15 protein-coding genes are annotated in these 17,430 nt (G+C 38.8%); 6 read left to right on the top strand and 9 right to left on the bottom strand.

Translation table 11 applies throughout. The features are described from left to right. Positions 1-53: 53 nt before the first annotated feature. The 5 genes from R2Q85_RS10850 to R2Q85_RS10830 form a co-directional block, all read right to left on the bottom strand. Positions 54-500 (bottom strand): protein-disulfide reductase DsbD N-terminal domain-containing protein, encoded by a 447-nt coding sequence (locus R2Q85_RS10850; RefSeq protein WP_316811799.1) that lies wholly within the window; start codon positions 498-500, stop codon positions 54-56. Positions 501-670: 170 nt separating this feature from the next. Next, positions 671-2,080, bottom strand: a complete 1,410-nt coding sequence (locus R2Q85_RS10845) for an efflux transporter outer membrane subunit (protein WP_316811798.1) — start codon at positions 2,078-2,080, stop codon at positions 671-673. A 24-nt stretch (positions 2,081-2,104) separates the two neighbouring features. Further along, entirely contained in the window at positions 2,105-5,296 is a 3,192-nt protein-coding gene (locus R2Q85_RS10840) for an efflux RND transporter permease subunit (RefSeq protein ID WP_316811797.1), read from the bottom strand. Between the two features lie 24 nt (positions 5,297-5,320). Next, positions 5,321-6,463 (bottom strand): efflux RND transporter periplasmic adaptor subunit, encoded by a 1,143-nt coding sequence (locus R2Q85_RS10835; RefSeq protein WP_316811796.1) that lies wholly within the window; start codon positions 6,461-6,463, stop codon positions 5,321-5,323. A 169-nt stretch (positions 6,464-6,632) separates the two neighbouring features. Further along, positions 6,633-7,232, bottom strand: a complete 600-nt coding sequence (locus R2Q85_RS10830; protein WP_316811795.1) for a TetR/AcrR family transcriptional regulator — start codon at positions 7,230-7,232, stop codon at positions 6,633-6,635. A gap of 288 nt (positions 7,233-7,520) precedes the next feature. On the opposite strand from R2Q85_RS10830, the gene R2Q85_RS10825 reads away from it, so the two are divergent. Then, positions 7,521-8,561: a LacI family DNA-binding transcriptional regulator gene (locus tag R2Q85_RS10825; RefSeq protein WP_316811794.1), complete on the top strand. Its 1,041-nt coding sequence runs from the start codon at positions 7,521-7,523 to the stop codon at positions 8,559-8,561. A gap of 33 nt (positions 8,562-8,594) precedes the next feature. Here R2Q85_RS10825 and uxuA read toward each other — a convergent pair whose 3' ends face one another. Both uxuA and R2Q85_RS10815 read right to left on the bottom strand, forming a co-directional pair. Beyond that, positions 8,595-9,770 carry a mannonate dehydratase gene (gene uxuA, locus R2Q85_RS10820; protein WP_316811793.1) on the bottom strand — a complete coding sequence of 392 codons (1,176 nt, stop codon included), beginning with the start codon at positions 9,768-9,770 and terminating at the stop codon, positions 8,595-8,597. 26 nt (positions 9,771-9,796) lie between these two features. Continuing rightward, positions 9,797-10,618 carry an SDR family oxidoreductase gene (locus R2Q85_RS10815; protein WP_316811792.1) on the bottom strand — a complete coding sequence of 274 codons (822 nt, stop codon included), beginning with the start codon at positions 10,616-10,618 and terminating at the stop codon, positions 9,797-9,799. Between the two features lie 174 nt (positions 10,619-10,792). On the opposite strand from R2Q85_RS10815, the gene R2Q85_RS10810 reads away from it, so the two are divergent. Continuing rightward, the gene (locus R2Q85_RS10810; protein WP_316811791.1) at positions 10,793-11,788 is read left to right on the top strand and encodes a sugar kinase; all 996 of its coding nucleotides are present in this window, start codon (positions 10,793-10,795) and stop codon (positions 11,786-11,788) included. Positions 11,789-11,822: 34 nt separating this feature from the next. Beyond that, positions 11,823-12,476, top strand: a complete 654-nt coding sequence (locus R2Q85_RS10805) for a bifunctional 4-hydroxy-2-oxoglutarate aldolase/2-dehydro-3-deoxy-phosphogluconate aldolase (protein ID WP_316811790.1) — start codon at positions 11,823-11,825, stop codon at positions 12,474-12,476. 1 nt (position 12,477) lies between these two features. On the opposite strand, the gene R2Q85_RS10800 is transcribed toward R2Q85_RS10805, so the two are convergent. Further along, complete coding sequence (locus R2Q85_RS10800; protein ID WP_316811789.1) at positions 12,478-13,692, bottom strand: metallophosphoesterase family protein; 1,215 nt, start codon at positions 13,690-13,692, stop codon at positions 12,478-12,480. 106 nt (positions 13,693-13,798) lie between these two features. Next, positions 13,799-14,128: a helix-turn-helix transcriptional regulator gene (locus R2Q85_RS10795; RefSeq protein ID WP_316811788.1), complete on the bottom strand. Its 330-nt coding sequence runs from the start codon at positions 14,126-14,128 to the stop codon at positions 13,799-13,801. A gap of 635 nt (positions 14,129-14,763) precedes the next feature. Between R2Q85_RS10795 and R2Q85_RS10790 the strand changes: the two genes are divergently transcribed. The 3 genes from R2Q85_RS10790 (at position 14,764) to R2Q85_RS10780 (ending at position 17,425) form a co-directional block, all read left to right on the top strand. Further along, on the top strand, positions 14,764-15,786 hold the full coding sequence (locus R2Q85_RS10790) for a LacI family DNA-binding transcriptional regulator (protein WP_316811787.1): 1,023 nt from the start codon (positions 14,764-14,766) through the stop codon (positions 15,784-15,786). Between the two features lie 76 nt (positions 15,787-15,862). Continuing rightward, positions 15,863-16,909, top strand: a complete 1,047-nt coding sequence (locus R2Q85_RS10785; RefSeq protein ID WP_316811786.1) for an aminoglycoside phosphotransferase family protein — start codon at positions 15,863-15,865, stop codon at positions 16,907-16,909. Between the two features lie 72 nt (positions 16,910-16,981). Beyond that, positions 16,982-17,425: a hypothetical protein gene (locus R2Q85_RS10780; protein ID WP_316811785.1), complete on the top strand. Its 444-nt coding sequence runs from the start codon at positions 16,982-16,984 to the stop codon at positions 17,423-17,425. Positions 17,426-17,430: the final 5 nt, after the last annotated feature.

Here is a 17,430-nt window from a genome sequence, read left to right as displayed (position 1 = left end):
AAAATGACAAGCATTTTCATGCTTGTCAAATAGTTGCTTAAGATCATTGGTGGTTATTTTACAGGAATAGAAAAGTCAACTGTTTCTGGTGGAAGACATTGCGCATCATTACACACCATGAATTCAAGTGTACCTTTAACAATTGCATTTGCACCCGTCAGTTTGACTTTTTGCTGAAAAATAACTGACTTTTCAAAATAACTTACATTCATATCAAACGACTTTTCGAATTTAACAATCGCTTTTGGTTCGGTTGCTTTGCCTATAGCTTTGTAAGCTTTTGAAGGGGTGAATGTAAAGCTTGTTTTAACTGGCCCTCCATCAGCCATGTTTTGTGAGTATAGGTGCCAGCCCTGATCAATGGTAGCTTTAAGATACAAAGTAGCTTCTGTTTTTGAGGTTTTCTTTGCAGCATAACTCCATTTTACGGGTTTCAAAATTTGACTACCTGCAGTAAGGCTCAACAGCAATCCAACGGTTAACAAAATTAGGTTTTTCATTATTGTCGTTTTTTTATGTGTTAGCAAACTTATATAATTCTTATAACATCAAGGTAATTCAAAGTTTTAAATTATTGGAATGACCTTGAAAATTACATTGATCACACTTTTTGACGTCAGTTTCTGTCCAATAGTTTAATCTGGAATCTTATGTAAGTTAAATTATGAGCCTACAATCCACCTCCCAGTGTTCGGTAAAGTTCTACTGTTGCATTGAGTTGTGCTGTTTTAATTGCAGTTAGCTCAAGCTCACTTTGCAGGGAGTTGCTTTGGGCAGTGATCACTTCAAGATAAGTAGCCATGCCACTTTTAAACAACAGGTTAGCATTTTTAACCGCCTGTTGAAGGATATTTACCCGATCTTTAGAAATGTCGTACTGCAATTTTAGCTTTTCGATCTTAACCAGCTCGTCTGAGACTTCGGTAACCGCATTCAGGACAGACTGGCGAAATTGTATAACGGTTTTCTCCCTATCGATTTTGGCCAGTTCGTATTGCGTTTTCAATTGTCTTTTCTGAAATATAGGCTGGGTGATGCCACCTGATACCACACCAAATAAAGAAGCTGGTATATTGAACCAATTACTGGCCCTGAATGAGTTGGCTCCCCCACTGGCTGTGATACTTAAGGATGGGTACATGCTGGCCTTTGCCACGCCCACTTTTGCATTTGCAATCGCTAAAGAAAGCTCGGCGCTTTTTACGTCCGGACGTCTGCTGACCATTGCTGAAGGATATCCTGCTGAATTGCGGGCGGGTACTTTGGCCTTGTCCAGACTTGCCAGGCGTTCTACGGTTCCGGGCAGGCGTCCTGTTAAAACGCTTAATGCATTTTCCTGGATGGTGATGTCCTGCTGAAGTTTAGGAATCAGTTGTGCGGCTACGAGCTGTTGTGCTTTGGCCTGCTGTATGGCCAGCGAAGTTACCTGTCCGGCATCAAACTGCAAGTTTACAATTTTTAAAGTACTGTCGCTTAAGCCCAGATTCTTTTGAGCGATTGCCATCTGTGCATCCATCATGAGCAATCTGTAATAGCCTTGTGCAACACCGGAAACGAGCCTGGTCTGTATGGCTTTTTTAGCTTCGCCTGTTTGCAGGTAAGTGGCGAGTGCAGCCTGTTTCTGGCTTCTTATTTTGCCCCATATATCTGCTTCCCAGGTTAATCCCAGATTGGCGTTAAAATCTTCAACGTGAGTAGTTTTTAAGAATTGACTGGTACTCAATCCGTTTAAACTGTTGTCTGAAGGACGGTTGGAACTTCCTGTTAGCTGCAGGTTTAACTGCGGGACGTTACCAAGTTTGGCTTGCATTAACAACTGTTCAGCTGATTCGATATTTTTCACTGCAACCTGAAGGTCGTAGTTCCTGATCAAAGCCGTATCTACGAGGGCTTTCAGTTCGGGTTCGGTAAAGAAATCTTTGATGGCCTGGTCGGCAATGCTCAATGAATCGCTGGTTTGGGCATTCCTGAAATTCTCAGGAAGGGCCGCGTTGGGTACCGGGATGTCTTTTGATACTTTACATCCACCAAGTATACCTATAGTCAAAACTGTGATTACTGTTTTTATATATGTGTTCATGTTATATTTTTGTTATTTAGGCGATTAAGAATAAATGATTTCTGAATCAACTTTTACAGTGTTATGTGTTTCATGCTTGGCGATAATAGGTTTCCCTGATAGTTTTTCCTGCAGATGCTGGAAAATTACAAATAACACTGGTATAATAAATAGACCCAATATTACCCCTGAAAGCATACCACCGGCAGCACCAATGCTTATGGAGTGGTTACCCTGGGCAGATGGACCGGTTGCAATGCTCATCGGGAATAGTCCGAAAACAAAGGCCAGTGAGGTCATGATAATTGGACGGATCCTTAATCTTGCGGCTTCTATGGCTGATTCTACGAGTCCCTGCCCCGCCTTACGTCGTTGTACGGCGAACTCGATGATCAGAATGGCATTTTTAGCGAGCAGTCCGATGAGCATGATCAATGCAACCTGAACATAGATGTTATTTTCAATGCCTGTTAAACCCAACACCGCAAATACCCCAAAAATACCTGTAGGAATAGATAGTATGACTGCTAAAGGCAGGAGGTAACTCTCGTACTGTGCTGATAGTAAAAAATATACGAAGACTAAACACAATATAAAAATCACTGTTGATTGTCCACCTGATGAAATTTCCTCCCTGGTTTGTCCGGAGAATTCATAAGCGAAGCCTGAAGGCAATTGATCTTTAGCGGTTTCTTGTATTGCCCTGATGGCATCACCAGAGCTATAGCCTGGCTTTGGAATGGCGTTGATCTGGATGGAGTTAAATAAATTGTATCGCGATGCTGTTTCTGAACCAAACACCCGGGTTAATTTGACCAATGTATTGATTGGTACCATTTCACCTGTTTTACTTTTTACGAAAACACGGTCAATAGCTGCCGGATCTGTCCTGTCGGCAACATCAGCCTGAACTACAACACGGTAATACTTGCCGAAACGGTTAAAGTCTGAAGCCTGGGCGCTACCGAAATAAGCCTGCATAGTTTGTAATACATCTTTCACATTTACACCAAGCTGGTTGGCCTTATCGTCATCCACTTCCAATTGCAATTGTGGATAATCTGCCTTAAACGAGGTGAATGCAAATGCGATTTCTTTTTTCTGCATCAGCTGACCAATAAAATTATTGGCTATCCCACTAAATTTATCCAGTTTACCTCCAGTTTTATCTTGTAGCACGAAATCCAAAGCCTCGACATTACTAAATCCCGGAACAGTAGGGAAACTGAACACAAAGAAACCGCCACCGGTTAAAGCGCCTAATTTTCCTCTGATGATATCCTGGATGGCATTAATGTCTTTCACATCACCCCTTTCTTTATTGGGTTTCAACAAAACAAAAATTACGGCGGCAGAAGGGCTATTTGAATTTGTTAACAGGTTAAATCCGGAAATTGCCGTAACAAACCTTGAAGCAGGTAAAGCACTCAGTTCATCCTCTGCTTGTTTAAGCAACTTGGTTGTCCCGTTTAATGATGTTCCGGACGGTGTAGAAACGGCAATAGCCACAAAACCCTGATCTTCCGTTGGTATAAAACCGGATTTGGTATTCTGTACTAAAAATATGGTAGCCAGAACAACGATAAAAAGCCCTCCCATACTGATCCATTTATGATTGATCAGAAATTTCAGGCCTCCGACATATCTATTGGTCATCGCTTTAAAACTACTGTTAAAACCGACATAGAATTTTTGAATGAAATTCCTTCTAACCACTGTATTGCCTTCAGTTGTATGATTGCTCTTTAAAAACAATGCTGCAAGTGCCGGGCTTAATGTTAAAGCATTTACAGCAGAAATTACGATGGCGATGGACATGGTAAATGCAAATTGCCTGTAGAAAATACCCGTTGAGCCAGTCATAAAACCTACTGGTAAAAATACCGCCGCCATTACCAGGGTTATTGAAATCAATGCACCCGTAATTTCACGCATGGCCTCGGTTGTTGCAGCTTTAGGCCCCAGGTGTTTCTGCTCCATCTTGGCATGGACAGCTTCTACTACAACAATGGCATCATCAACAACAATACCGATTGCCAACACCAAGGCAAATAAGGTTAGCAGGTTGATGGAGAAACCAAATAGGTTCATAAAGAAAAATGTACCCAGAATAGATACAGGAACTGCGATTGCAGGTATTAATGTTGATCTAAAATCCTGTAAGAAAATAAATACCACAATAAATACCAATATGAACGCTTCTATTAAGGTATGTATCACCTGTTCAATAGATTCGTCAAGTGCGTTTTTTGTTTTATAAAAGCTGTTATAATTAATGCCGACTGGAAAATCTTTTGCTGCCTTTTCCATTACTTTATCTACAGCGATCTGAATTTCATTGGCATTTGAACCCGCCAACTGAATTACACCAATTACAATTCCATCCTTCCCGTTTAAGTGGCTGGTACTGGAGTAAGAATAAGCACCCAGCTCAACCCGGGCTACATCTCTTAAATGTAAAACAGAGCCATCTGCATTGGCACGAATTGAAATATTTTCGTATTCTTCCGGTTTATTTAATTTGCCTTTATACTTAATTATGTATTCAAATACTTCGTTACTCCTTTCTCCTAATTTACCTGGTGCTGCTTCTATACTCTTATCCTGAATTGCGGCCATTACTTCATTAGGTGTAATTTTATAATTGGCCATTTGTGTTGGATTTAACCAAACTCTCATGGAATAATCCTTAACACCACCAAATATGGAGGCAGAACCTACGCCTGGAATACGTTTAATTTCAGGAATGATATTGATCTGTGCATAGTTGGCGACAAAGGTCTGATCGTATTTTTTTGGATCTTCCGTATAAATACCTATAGCGTTGATGAAACTATTTTGCTGTTTGGTTGTGGTGATCCCCTGTTGTACAACTTCCGAAGGTAGCTGACTGGTAGCCTGGGCTACCCGGTTTTGAACATTTACAGCTGCCTGATCCGGATCTGTACCTTGTTTAAAATAAACAGTGATGGCCAATGTTCCATCATTACTCGCCGTGGAGCTCATATAGCTCATGTTTTCAACACCATTAATGGATTCTTCCAATGACGGGGCTACAGAACGCAGTACGGTTTCTGCGTTGGCGCCGGGATATACTGCAGCAACTAACACAGCCGGCGGAGCGATATCAGGAAATTGCTGTAAAGGTAATTTTGTTAAACCAAGTACACCCAGTATCACTAATAAAATGGAGATCACTGTTGAAAGTACTGGTCTTTCTATGAATTTCTGGAACATGACTTTAATATTAAAATTTGCTTGCTATTTTTTTGTTATGGCAGCAACCTTGTCTGTTGCTTTTTGTGGTGCAATCACTGCGCCTTCCTGCAGACGGTCAAGTCCGCTCAGCACGATCTGGTCGCCAGCCTTTACCCCATCTTTTACCAGGTAATTGGTTGCGGATTTACCGATCACAGTAATGGCTTGTTTTTTAACTTTGTTGCTGTCTGTAAGTGCAAATACGAATACCTTATCCTGTACTTCGATGGTTGCCGACTGTGGGACTATAAGCGTATTGTTGTGCTGCAGGCTAAGACGTATTTTTCCTGTGTTACCTGACCTCAACAGACCTTGTGGATTAGGAAATTTGGCCCTTACCGTTATTGCGCCTGTTGTTTTATCAAATTGCCCGTCAATTACGTCAACCTTACCAAGCTTTGCGTATTCAGTATTATCAGCTAAAATAAGCTTCACTGCAGGGAGCTGCTGCAATTTGTCTTTCAGAGTTTGACCAGGATATTGATCTTTGAAGTTTACAAAGTCTTTTTCACCAAGGGCAAAATAAACATGTACATCGTGTACGTCAGACAATTGGGTAAGGGCTTCGAGGTCGGCGGGTGCCACCAGGCTTCCCTGTTTTTTTAGGAGACGGCCAATATAGCCGCTTACAGGTGCCTTGATCAAAGTATAGCCTATGTTTATAGCTGCAGTAGAAACATTTGCCTTTGCCTGTTCAATATTAGCTTTTGCAACCTGTGCCGTGGCCTTCGCTGATTTTAACTGGAATTCTGAAATTACTTTGTTTTGTACCAGAGGAGTTAAGCGTTCTACCTCAAGTTGCGCATTTACTAAAGCGGCTTCTGCAGAATGCTGGGCTGCCAGCGCATTGTTTAAAGCTGCACGATATGGCTGTTCATTGATTTTAAATATAGGCTGACCGGCATTAACGAACGCGCCTTCGTCAACAAATACTTTTTCTAAGGCTCCACTAACCTGAGGGCGGACCTCTACATTAACGGTACCTTCAATTGAGGCAGGATATTCCTGGAAAGTCGTTTCTGTTCCTGAAATCACACTTGCCACTGGTAAGGCTGGTGGTGGAGGTGCGGTAGCTGTCTGAGGACTTTTATCAGCGCATCCGTATAAAAATATAGCTAAGAGCAAAATTGCTGTTGTTGTTTTCATAACGTTATTAGATGATTTAACAGTGTTAAGTAATTGTGGGTAAGCAGATTTATATTTCATGATAATCTAGTTTATTGGTGTAATTATAACGTGTGTAAGTAATTTAACGGTGTTAAGTATTTATTAAGAAAACAGGCATCTATATGAAAGCTTGTGTTGCTGAGCTTTACTAGTCGTTTATATATTTTATGATTCCCCTGATCGCATCTTTTAAAATACGCTGGTTCATTTCTGCATCACGGCCCTTATTTACAAGGTTAATGGATATTAGACCATGTATGATGGACCAAAATGTATAATACTTTCTGCAGACAAAATCCTCAGCCGGCTTTTCTATTGTGATTAATTTCGCTATTACATCGTACATCAGATCATCAGAAAGCTCGGCTTCGGGCATTGATTTCTTCAGTTCACAACAGTTCATATCTACGCCGTACATCAGCTGATAAAGCTCTTTATGCTGGAATGCAAAATCCCAGTAGGCTATCCACATGGCTTCTAGCTGGCTTTCCGGTGTCTTATTCTCGTCTCTTGCAGCCCTGATGTCCTTGGCCAGGATGATATACCCTTGCCTGGTAAGTTCAAGTAATATGCCTTCCTTATTTAAAAAATATTCATAAATAATCGGCGCAGTATATTCAATCTTATCTGCAATCTTTCTCATGCTTAAAGCCTGCCACCCTTCTTCTTTAACGATTTGTAAGGCTGCATCGAGAATATTTGCTCTCGTGTCTTCTTTAAGCCTTTGTATACGTTCTTTACTTCCCATTACATTTAGTTAAGATGTATAAATAATCTAACACCGTTAAGCAAATCTATAAACACTTATTGTAGTCTGTATCATCGCTTTGTCAAGTTATTTGTCCAATTCATTTTAATATACTATAACATTCATTTAATCAGATTGTTAAGTTAATTATTCTCAATTAATAAATCAAAGTGATCTATTTGTACCGGTCATCATACTATGAGACTTGAACTAAAATAAAATAAAGAAAATTAATCTTATCGCCTTAATAGTTGCAAATTAGCGTTTCTATTTAAAAGAGGAATGCGCATGAACAACAGCGTCACATTAAAAGATATTGCCAAAGCGCTTAATTTATCTATTTCTACAATTTCAAAGGCGTTAAATGACAGCCATGAAATTGGTGCAGAAACCAAGCAAAAGGTTTTAGATTATGCTAAGAAACATCACTATTCACCAAATAGAATGGCAAAAGGCTTAAAAGAAGGAAAAAGCAGATCTATTGGTGTGGTTGTATGCTCTTTAGATAACAATGTTATTGCCCAGATGCTGGATGGAATTCATAAAGCGGCAAGTGATAAATCCTATCAGATCATCATTATGCAAAGTAAAGAATCTGAAAAACTGGAAAGTGCCTGCATAGAGTTGTTATATGCCGGTGGAGTGGATGGAATACTGATTTCTCCTGCTTATGAAACGATAAACTTTAGTTATCTCATTGCTTTACAGGAATCGGGTTTACCGATCGTGTTATTTGACCGGTTAATTGATCAAATCAATACCCATAAAGTTGGGGCAGATAATTTTAAGGGGGCATATGATGCTACAATGCATCTGATAGACAATGGATATAAAAACATTGCACATTTAAATACAAATACCATATTGAGCATTGCTACGGACCGTTTGAACGGATATAAACAGGCCCTGGCAGATCGTGGTATTAAATACAGACCGGAGCTGCTTCGTTCTTGTAACTATACCGATGCGAATAAATTAAACGAGGATTTAGAACTGGCCATCAAGTATTACATGGATCTGAAGGACAAACCTGATGCTATTTTCACCGCTACAGATCAGATCAGTACCAGGTGCCTTGTACTGTTAAATAAATTGGGCTATAAGATTCCTGATGATGTTGCTTTAATAGGTTTTACAAATACCGAATTGGCTGACGCGATGAATCCCCCTTTGAGTACAGTACATCAGCCCGCTTTTGAAATTGGCCTTCTAGCAGCTGAAAAATTGCTTTCGCTCATTGAAAGAAAAGACTTAAGTGAAGGTTATGAAACAGTAATGTTGCCAACTCACATTAAAGTAAGGGTCTCTTCACAATCTCCTAATCAGTAAATAAGGGCCCTTGTGCAGGGCCCTTAAGTGTTTTTAATAATTTCCTGTTATTCCGAGCTCTAATCCCCGCAGTTCTGCCAAACCTCGTAAACGTCCAATTGCAGAATATCCTGGATTTGTAACTTTGTTCAGGTCGTCCAGCATCTGGTGTCCGTGGTCTGGTCTGAATGGCAGTGGCTGATCTCTTTTTGCATTCTCAACAACAATGGCCTTCATCACTTCGTACATGTTTACGTCGCCCCCCAAATGGTCGGCTTCATAAAAATTACCTTCTTCGTCTTTGCTTACATTACGTAGGTGAAGGAAATATACCCGTTCTTTTACCGCTTCAAATATCTCCGTTAAATTGTTGGAAACACCTGCGCCCAGAGAACCTGTGCAATAGCAGATGCCATTGAACGGTTTGTCTACGCTTTTAAGGATGTTAACGAGGTCTTCCTTTGTACTTGCAATCCGCGGTAAGCCCAGAATAGCATATGGCGGATCATCCGGATGAATGGTCATATTGACGCCTGTTTCCTCACATACACTGGCAATTCCATTTAGAAAATAAGCCAGGTTCTTTTTCAGGCCTTCCCTGCCAATGGTTTTATATTCTTCAATACTGGCACGTAAAGCTTCCAGTTCAATTTCTTTTTCGTTTGGTATGCCCATTAATACATTAACTTTTAATTCATTGAGCTCATCTGTATTCATGGTAGCAAAACGATCCTTTGCCCTGTTTCTGATGCGCTCTGAATAATCGGCATCAGCACCGGCTCTTTTAAGTATAAAAAGATCAAAAACTGCAAGGTCAAGCCAATTAAAGTATAGCGCTTTTGAACCATCGGTCATGGTCAGATCGAGCTGAGTGCGTGTCCAGTCGAGTACCGGCATGAAGTTATAGCAAACTGTTTTTATACCGCATTGCGCAAGATTCTTTAAAGTAGTTTTGTAGTTTTCAATATAATGATCGGCATTGCTTCTGTGTGTTTTAATGGCTTCATGAACCGGAACACTTTCTACAACTGCCCAATGTAGGCCGGCTGCTTCAATAATTGATTTTCTTTCCAGGATATCTTCCAATGGCCAAATTTCACCATGTGGAACGTGATGCAATGCGGTAACAATACCAGTAGCTCCTGCCTGCTTTACATCTTGTAAACTAACCGGGTCTGATGGCCCATACCAACGCCAGGTTTGCAATAATTTATGATTTGCTGTATTCATTATTTATATCGTTATTATATACTTTATTATACTCCACTATAGGCATTAAATCCGCCGTCGACTAAAATAGTTTCACCATTTACAAAAGCTGATGCATCACTTAACAGGTAAATGAGCGTGCCATTTAGTTCTTCCGGACTTCCCAAGCGTCCAAACGGGGTATGATTTACGAAACGCTGTGCCCTGTCTGTAAATGTCCCATCGGAATTGGTTAGCAGGGATCTGTTCTGTTCTGTTAAGAATACCCCTGGTGCAAGTGCATTTACTCTTACCTTATCTCCATATCGCTGGGCAAGTTCTACTGCCATCCATTTGGTATAGCCTTCGATGGCATTCTTACCCATCGTATAGCCTAAAACCCGGGTTAAAGGACGTTGTGCAGCTAATGAAGAGATGTTTACTATCGAACCTTTGCCTTTTTCTGCGATAACACGTCCAAACACATGTGTTGGATAGACCGTTCCAAAAAGATTAAGCTCTACAGCTTTTTGCGTATCCGCAACATTTATATCAAATATATCCTGATCGGGGGATATTGTGGCTCCCGGAATATTTCCGCCTGCGGCATTGACAAGCCCATCGATGGTACCCCATGTACTCAGGATCTGATTTTTTGCTGCAATCAAAGCTTGTTCATTTAATACATCGGTGATTACAGCAATGGCCTCTCCCCCGTTTTCAGTGATGGCTTTAACGCGTTCATTTGCTTTGGCTTCATTTCTACCCAAAATGGCAACTTTTGCACCTGCACCAGCTACTGCCAGGGCAAATGATTCACCTAATACACCAGTTGCTCCAGTAATTACAATTACCTTGTTCTCTAATGAAAACAGATCTTTGTTCTTCATATCATTTATTTAAAACGAGTTCATTTATGCTATCAATGTTAATGAATTTTAATCTCTGAAGGCAATAATAGACACTAAATATTTACGAAATCGTTTGAAATTTATTAAATAAAATACTTTGCTTCTATTTAATAGGGAGAACCTGTATTATTGCAATCTGAAATTATTAAATTTATGCTAAATCAAGAAAACATATTGGTATTTGGAGAACTGTTGTTACGGTTCAGTTCTGTTGAAGATCAATTTATTTCTAAGAACCACACTGTTTCTTTATTCCCAGGAGGATCTGAAGCCAACGTTTCTGCCTCATTAGGACAATGGAATATTCCCTGTTCTTATGTAAGTTGTGTGCCTGAGAATGCACTGGCGAATAATGCCTTGCAAACCTTACAGGAACTGGGAGTTGATACTAGTAGAACCGTATTGCAAGGTAATAGATTGGGATTGTACTTTCTACTGTCTGCCAATGGTCTGACCAGCGGTGAGGTTGTTTACGATAGAAAATATTCTTCATTTAGCAGCCTCAAGCCTGGCGAGATTGATTGGGATAATGTTTTAGAAGGCCATACCTGGCTTCACTGGACTGCACTTACACCTGCATTGAATGAAAATATGGCTGCTGTTTGTAAGGAAGCTCTTATTTCCGCTAGAAAGAAGGGAATGAAAATATCGGTTGACTTAAATTACAGAAGTAGGTTATGGGATTATGGCAAGCAGCCTATTGAGGTAATGCCCGAACTGGTAAAGTACTGTGATGTTATTATGGGGAATATCTGGGCAGTAAATAAAATGCTTGGCATTCCAGTAGATGAAGAGCTGAACAGGCAAACGCTTCCTGATGTCTATCAGCTACATGCAAATACGTCTGCATCCGCAGTTTTTAGCAATTTTCCTCAATGTGCACATATTGCCTATACTTTCCGTTTTATGGATAATGCAAGGCACAACTTATTTTACGGTACCTATCATACACCTGATGCCAATTATATTTCTTCTGTATTTGAGACCAATGAAGTACTGGACAGGATCGGAAGTGGTGATGCTTTTATGGCAGGCCTGATTTACGGTTTATCAACTACTGAAAGCGGACAGGAAATTATAGATAAAGCTACAGCATCGGGTTATAAAAAACTTTTCGTAAAAGGTGATTTTGGAGACGGCTCTATTTAAATAACAAATTGTAACAAAAAATAATCATATACTGATGAATATTGAAAAAAATCCTTTAGAAGTTATCCAAAACGCGCCGGTTATACCGGTTTATTACAATGACAGCGCTGAAATTTGTATAGAAGTATTAAAAGCAACTTATGCTGGCGGTATCCGTGTGTTTGAATTTACGAACAGAGGCCAAAATGCACAACAAAATTTTAAAGCATTGTTGGACTATAGGAATCAAAATCTCCCTGACATGCAGGTTGGAATTGGAACAATAAAGACTGTAGCGCAAGCGGAAGCTTATATAGCATTGGGTGCTGATTTTATTGTGAGTCCGATAGTTCGGGCCGACCTGGCAACGGTAACTGCAGCGCACAGCATATTATGGATACCAGGCTGTATGACACCAACAGAGATTAATTTCGCAGAGGAACTTGGCGCGCCACTGGTTAAACTTTTTCCTGGCGACACTTTAGGTCCAGGTTTTTTGAAAGCGATAAAACCATTGTTTCCTAACCTCAAATTCATGCCAACAGGCGGTGTTGATGTAACTAAGGAAAGTATAGACAGTTGGTTAAATGCGGGTGTTACTGCGCTGGGTTTTGGTTCAAAATTATTTGTGCAGCCGGAAAATGCTTCAGACTATACCTGGTTAACAGCACGTTGTCAACTGTTGATGGAATTAGCTGGCAAAAAATAATTCAGCGTTTGATCTCGTAGGTTCCAACTTCCTGGCCGTCATCCTTAATCATAGATAAGTGTAAAGAACGTTCGTTGGCTTTTAGTTTGATGAGCGTTCTTTTACCGTCCTGAGGCCCTCCTCCTATTACAATTGGAAAATCATGACCTTCCTGGGCTTTATGAATGCCATATTTGTGGGTATGCCCACTGATCATCAGATCAATTTTGTATTTATTAAATAAAGGACCAAATACTTCACGGCAATGCATTGTACCATGCCAGTCACCAGAATGGTAATGAGGGATATGCATCAGCACTACTTTAAATATGGCCTTTTTATAGGCATTACTTTGCAATTGCTGTTCCAGCCATACGGCCTGTTTTTTTCTGTAAGCATCAAAATCAATCAGGCCGGCATACACTGGAGCTTCGTCTTCCTTGTCTTCTCCGGTATCAAGGGCAATAAAATGAACCGGTCCCCTGGAAAAGGAAAAGTATTGAGTACCATTGATATTATTGAAGTAAGTAGGTAACTGTCTTGCAAATTTACCTCTTGTTTCATGATTTCCACGTATGTACATGAAAGGTTTTGTACTTGCAAATGTATCTGTACAGGGATTTAACATATTTTGAATGATCTGTTGCTGATCTTTTTGGAAATTAAACATGTCGCCATTAAAAAAAACAAAATCAAAAGGATCATTTCCATTTAAAGTCATCAGATGAGGAATGCTGTTTGGCCTGTCATGAATATCGTTGATAATGAGCATGGCCATACTTTTAGCATTTAAAACTGGCGTTATAAATTCATACTTTTCACTTGAAATAGTTGTTCCATAAGTTATCTGGTAAGGCTGATAATCGACAATTTCTTTTGAAAAGGCCGTATAGGAGTATCGGGTTCCTGGCTTCAGATCTTGCAGGGCAATCCTATGGATCTGATTGTTGGCATCTACCATCCCGTCTGTAACGGCATGGTTTTTTATAATATCACCGGCTTCAGTCTGGTATTCAACCCAGCTATAAGCATTTCTTGCGGTGATCCACATTATTGTTATGACATCAGGCCCCGGATTCTGAAGGTAAGGTTTAGTGAGAAAAACATGATCAGCGTTGGGCTTTTTATGTTCAGTATAAATGGCGAGGGAAGAAAGTGGTGAGGTTGCCAGCCCGATAACTGTAGTTTTTGAAACTAGTCCAATAAAAGCACGTCTTTTAAATGTTTCCTTACTCATAACTGCAAAGGAAATGGTTTACAGTTATATTACAAAGCAATTTTAAAAGAATCACTTTTTATTGGCATTTAGATAACATGCTTTAAAAACCGGCTAAAAATACATGTTATTTCTTCTGATCATCTCTGTCGTAAAGATCAATCAGTTTACTTTGTAATCTGATTACAGAATTTTCCAGTTGACCGATTTTCTCTTTTAACTGTGTAACGATCTGTTCCTGTTCACTTATTCCCTCTTCTCCAACATCCAAAAATTCTCTAAGGGTTAGATTATGTACTTCAGCGATTTGATTTATCCTGCTAAAGTTTGGGTCTGTAATACCTGTTTCAAGCTTAGAATACGCAGGGATGGATATTTCCAGCAGATCAGCCATTGCTTTTTGGTTAACTCCCTTTTTTTGGCGTAAGATTCTAAATTTTTCACCTAAAGTTTTCATAGTCTTATAGTCTATATCTTTGTGAAGATTTTGTATAATAAATTTAAGAATTATTTAATAAAATATTGTAATATTCTTATAATATTATGAACAGATTATTGAAATCATTTATTCGTAATTAAAATATTATCTTAATTACCTCATCATATCCAGTTTTAGAAAATATTTGAGATGATAATGCAGTTTTTACGAATGCTACTTTTTATTCTGTCTGAATATAAATGCAGCCATCATTAATGCAACTGATAATCCTGAAAGACCAGGAAATGAAATAAATAAAAATAATACCCCGCAAACAACACATATTGCAATAATAAAAAGAAAACCTTGCAGGAAAGTATCCATTTTAAACGCAGCTATGAGTGCAAACAAAACAAAGGCAAGTGCTAGTATATTTATAAACATATACAAAGATGCATATTCAATGTTAAGTTAATGTTAACAAGGTGTATTTTGTTGTTTTGTAAATAAAATGACGTATGATGGATTTGCATTGACTTTATCGTTTAATATCTAGTTAATTTTTTCAAACGAATATTTACAACAAACGCTTGCGTTATTTCAATCTTTTTTTCAGAAGCTAAAGGAATAGCAGTTTTTTATTAAATTGTTAAAGTTTATTCTAATCTTTGAATATGATGACTGATAAGCCAACAACTATTAAGGAGATAGCAAAAATATTGAAGGTTTCGGTTTCTACAGTTTCACGTGCTTTGAATGATCATTCAAGTATAGGTTTAACGACAAAAATGCGTGTTAAAAAACTTGCTGAGGAACTTAACTATGAGCCAAACCAGAAAGCCATACAGTTTTTACATGGAAAATCTTTTGTAGTAGGCGTAATTTTGCCTGAACTGTCTGAGTCTTTTTTTTCAGCAGCGATCAGTGGCATTGAAGATGTTGCCTATAAAAGAAATTATACCGTTCTGCTTGCGCAGTCACATGACAATGCGGAAAGGGAAAAATTGCTCGTAGAAAAAATGAAAACCCAGAGAGTTGACGGTTTATTGGTTTCTATATCAAAAACCACGAGTACTTATGAGCATTTTGACAACTGTCGGAAATTAAATATCCCGGTTGTTTTTTTTGATCGTATCCCCCCTTTAAAGGACATTCATTATGTGGCTTCAAATCTGGAAACCGGAACTTTTGAAGCAGTTAATTTTCTATTAAAAAAGGGACATCGTTCTATTGGAATGATCAATGGCCCTAATACCCTGATAGCTAGTCACGAAAGAAAAGAAGGTTATATAAGGGCAATGACAGCTAACCGTTTAAAGTATGACCCTTCATTGATTGTTGGCTGTGATTTATCTGAGGAAGGTACCATTAATGCAATGGATATCATGCTGGGCCATCGGCGTAAACCCACTGCAATTGTGACATTCAATGACTATGTGGCCTTGTTTGCGATGCATTATGCCAAGTCTGTCAACCGTCAGGAAATTGACTTTGTAAGCTATGCAAATCTCCCGATTATTAACTATATGGATTATTCCCCTATCGCTTCCGTAGAACAATTTCCTTATAAACAAGGTAAGAAAGCTGCAGATATACTGATTGATCTGATTAACAAACCTAAAAATGATTCAGGAACTGAACAAGCCTACTTCAATATAGTGGTAGAATCAGAATTGATTTTAAGCAAACAAAGGTAATTTCGCGCAAACGTTTGCACATTTTTTTAGCAGAATAAATAATTATGTTTGGACTATCAATCAATATACTAAACCCATGTTCGAAAATATTTTAAGTCTTTATGGTCTTGACCCGAAGACAACCAGTATACAGTCATTTGGTGATGGTTTAATCAACCATACCTGGATGGTGATTGCAGGTGACAAAAGATACATCCTGCAAAAAGTAAATAGTGAAGTTTTTAAAAAACCATCAGATATTGATGAAAACCTTTCTTTGCTTAAAAAATATCTGAGCTCAACACATCCTGAATATTTGTTTGTGTCCCCTGTTAATACAGCAGATGGAGCTTCTCTGATTAGTAATGAATCTGGTTATTTCAGACTGTTCCCTTTTATTGAGGGCTCGATGTCGCTTAATACATTAACCAGAATAGACGAAGCCTATGAAGCTGCCAGGCAGTTTGGAATGTTCTCCAAGATCCTTGCTGACTTTGACGCAGAACAGTTAAATATTACAATCCCCAATTTTCACAATCTGATACTGAGATATGATCAATTTACTGAGGCATGTAACCAGGCAGGTGCAGAAAGATTGGAAAAAGCTGCTGATTGTATAAATTTCGTTAGTGATCATCAGAATATTGTGAATACTTATCGACAGATTTTAAATAATACCGCTATTCCTTTAAGGGTAATCCATCACGATACGAAAATCAGTAACGTATTATTTGACGCATATAATAAGGGCGTGTGTGTAATTGATCTGGATACCGTTATGCCTGGTTATTTTATAAGTGACGTTGGGGATATGATGAGAACATACCTGAGTGAAGCTGGCGAGGAAGAAACCGATTTTAGTAAAATCCGCATCAGAAAAGATTTCTTTAAAGCGATTTATGATGGTTATATGAGTGAAATGAAAGAGGTGCTTACATCTGTTGAAAGTGAATATTTTACTTATTCCGGGAAATTTATCATTTATATGCAGGCCATTAGATTTCTGGCGGATTTTCTGCAAAATGACACTTACTATGGTGCAAAATATGAGGATCACAATCTTAACAGGGCAAAGAACCAAATTGCATTGTTAAAGGAATATATTAAGCTTGAACAGGAATTGAAGATGGATAGCCTCTTTTAATTCCTACAGACAGATTTGATAATCTCCTGATTTTTAATCAAATTCGGGTGCGATGGTTTAATTTAAAGCATTATGTATTCTTCTAAATTTAAGCTCGCTCTCCACTGGCTGTTGATTGCTATAGGCTTTTATATTTTTTGGGGTTTTAGTTATCTGATATTAGCCAAATTTTCGAGTGCTGAAATCAGCAGGTTTCTGCATAGTAAAGAAAGTATATGGAGTCAGCTGACCGCTGCAGATATATTCTGGTACGTCATCTTTATTTTTGGAATTGCTTTGGGCTGTTATGTAATTAAGTTATGCGTAAAATATTCTCCCAACGATAAGGTAGCTGCGATACTATATACGCTGCTCATCATCTCATCTGTAGCTATATTTGTAGACAAACTTCTGGAATCAACAACATTCCTGCATATTATTCCCCATATTGTTATCAATATTGCTTTCCTTATCCCAATGGGGCAAGTATTTTTTAAGGCAGATGATAAGGTACCAGAAACGAAAAGCGAATCCTAAAAGCC

The organism is Pedobacter heparinus, assembly GCF_032678725.1.
Taxonomy (GTDB): Bacteria; Bacteroidota; Bacteroidia; order Sphingobacteriales; family Sphingobacteriaceae; genus Pedobacter; species Pedobacter heparinus_A.
This window is presented reverse-complemented; position numbering and strand designations above follow the sequence as displayed.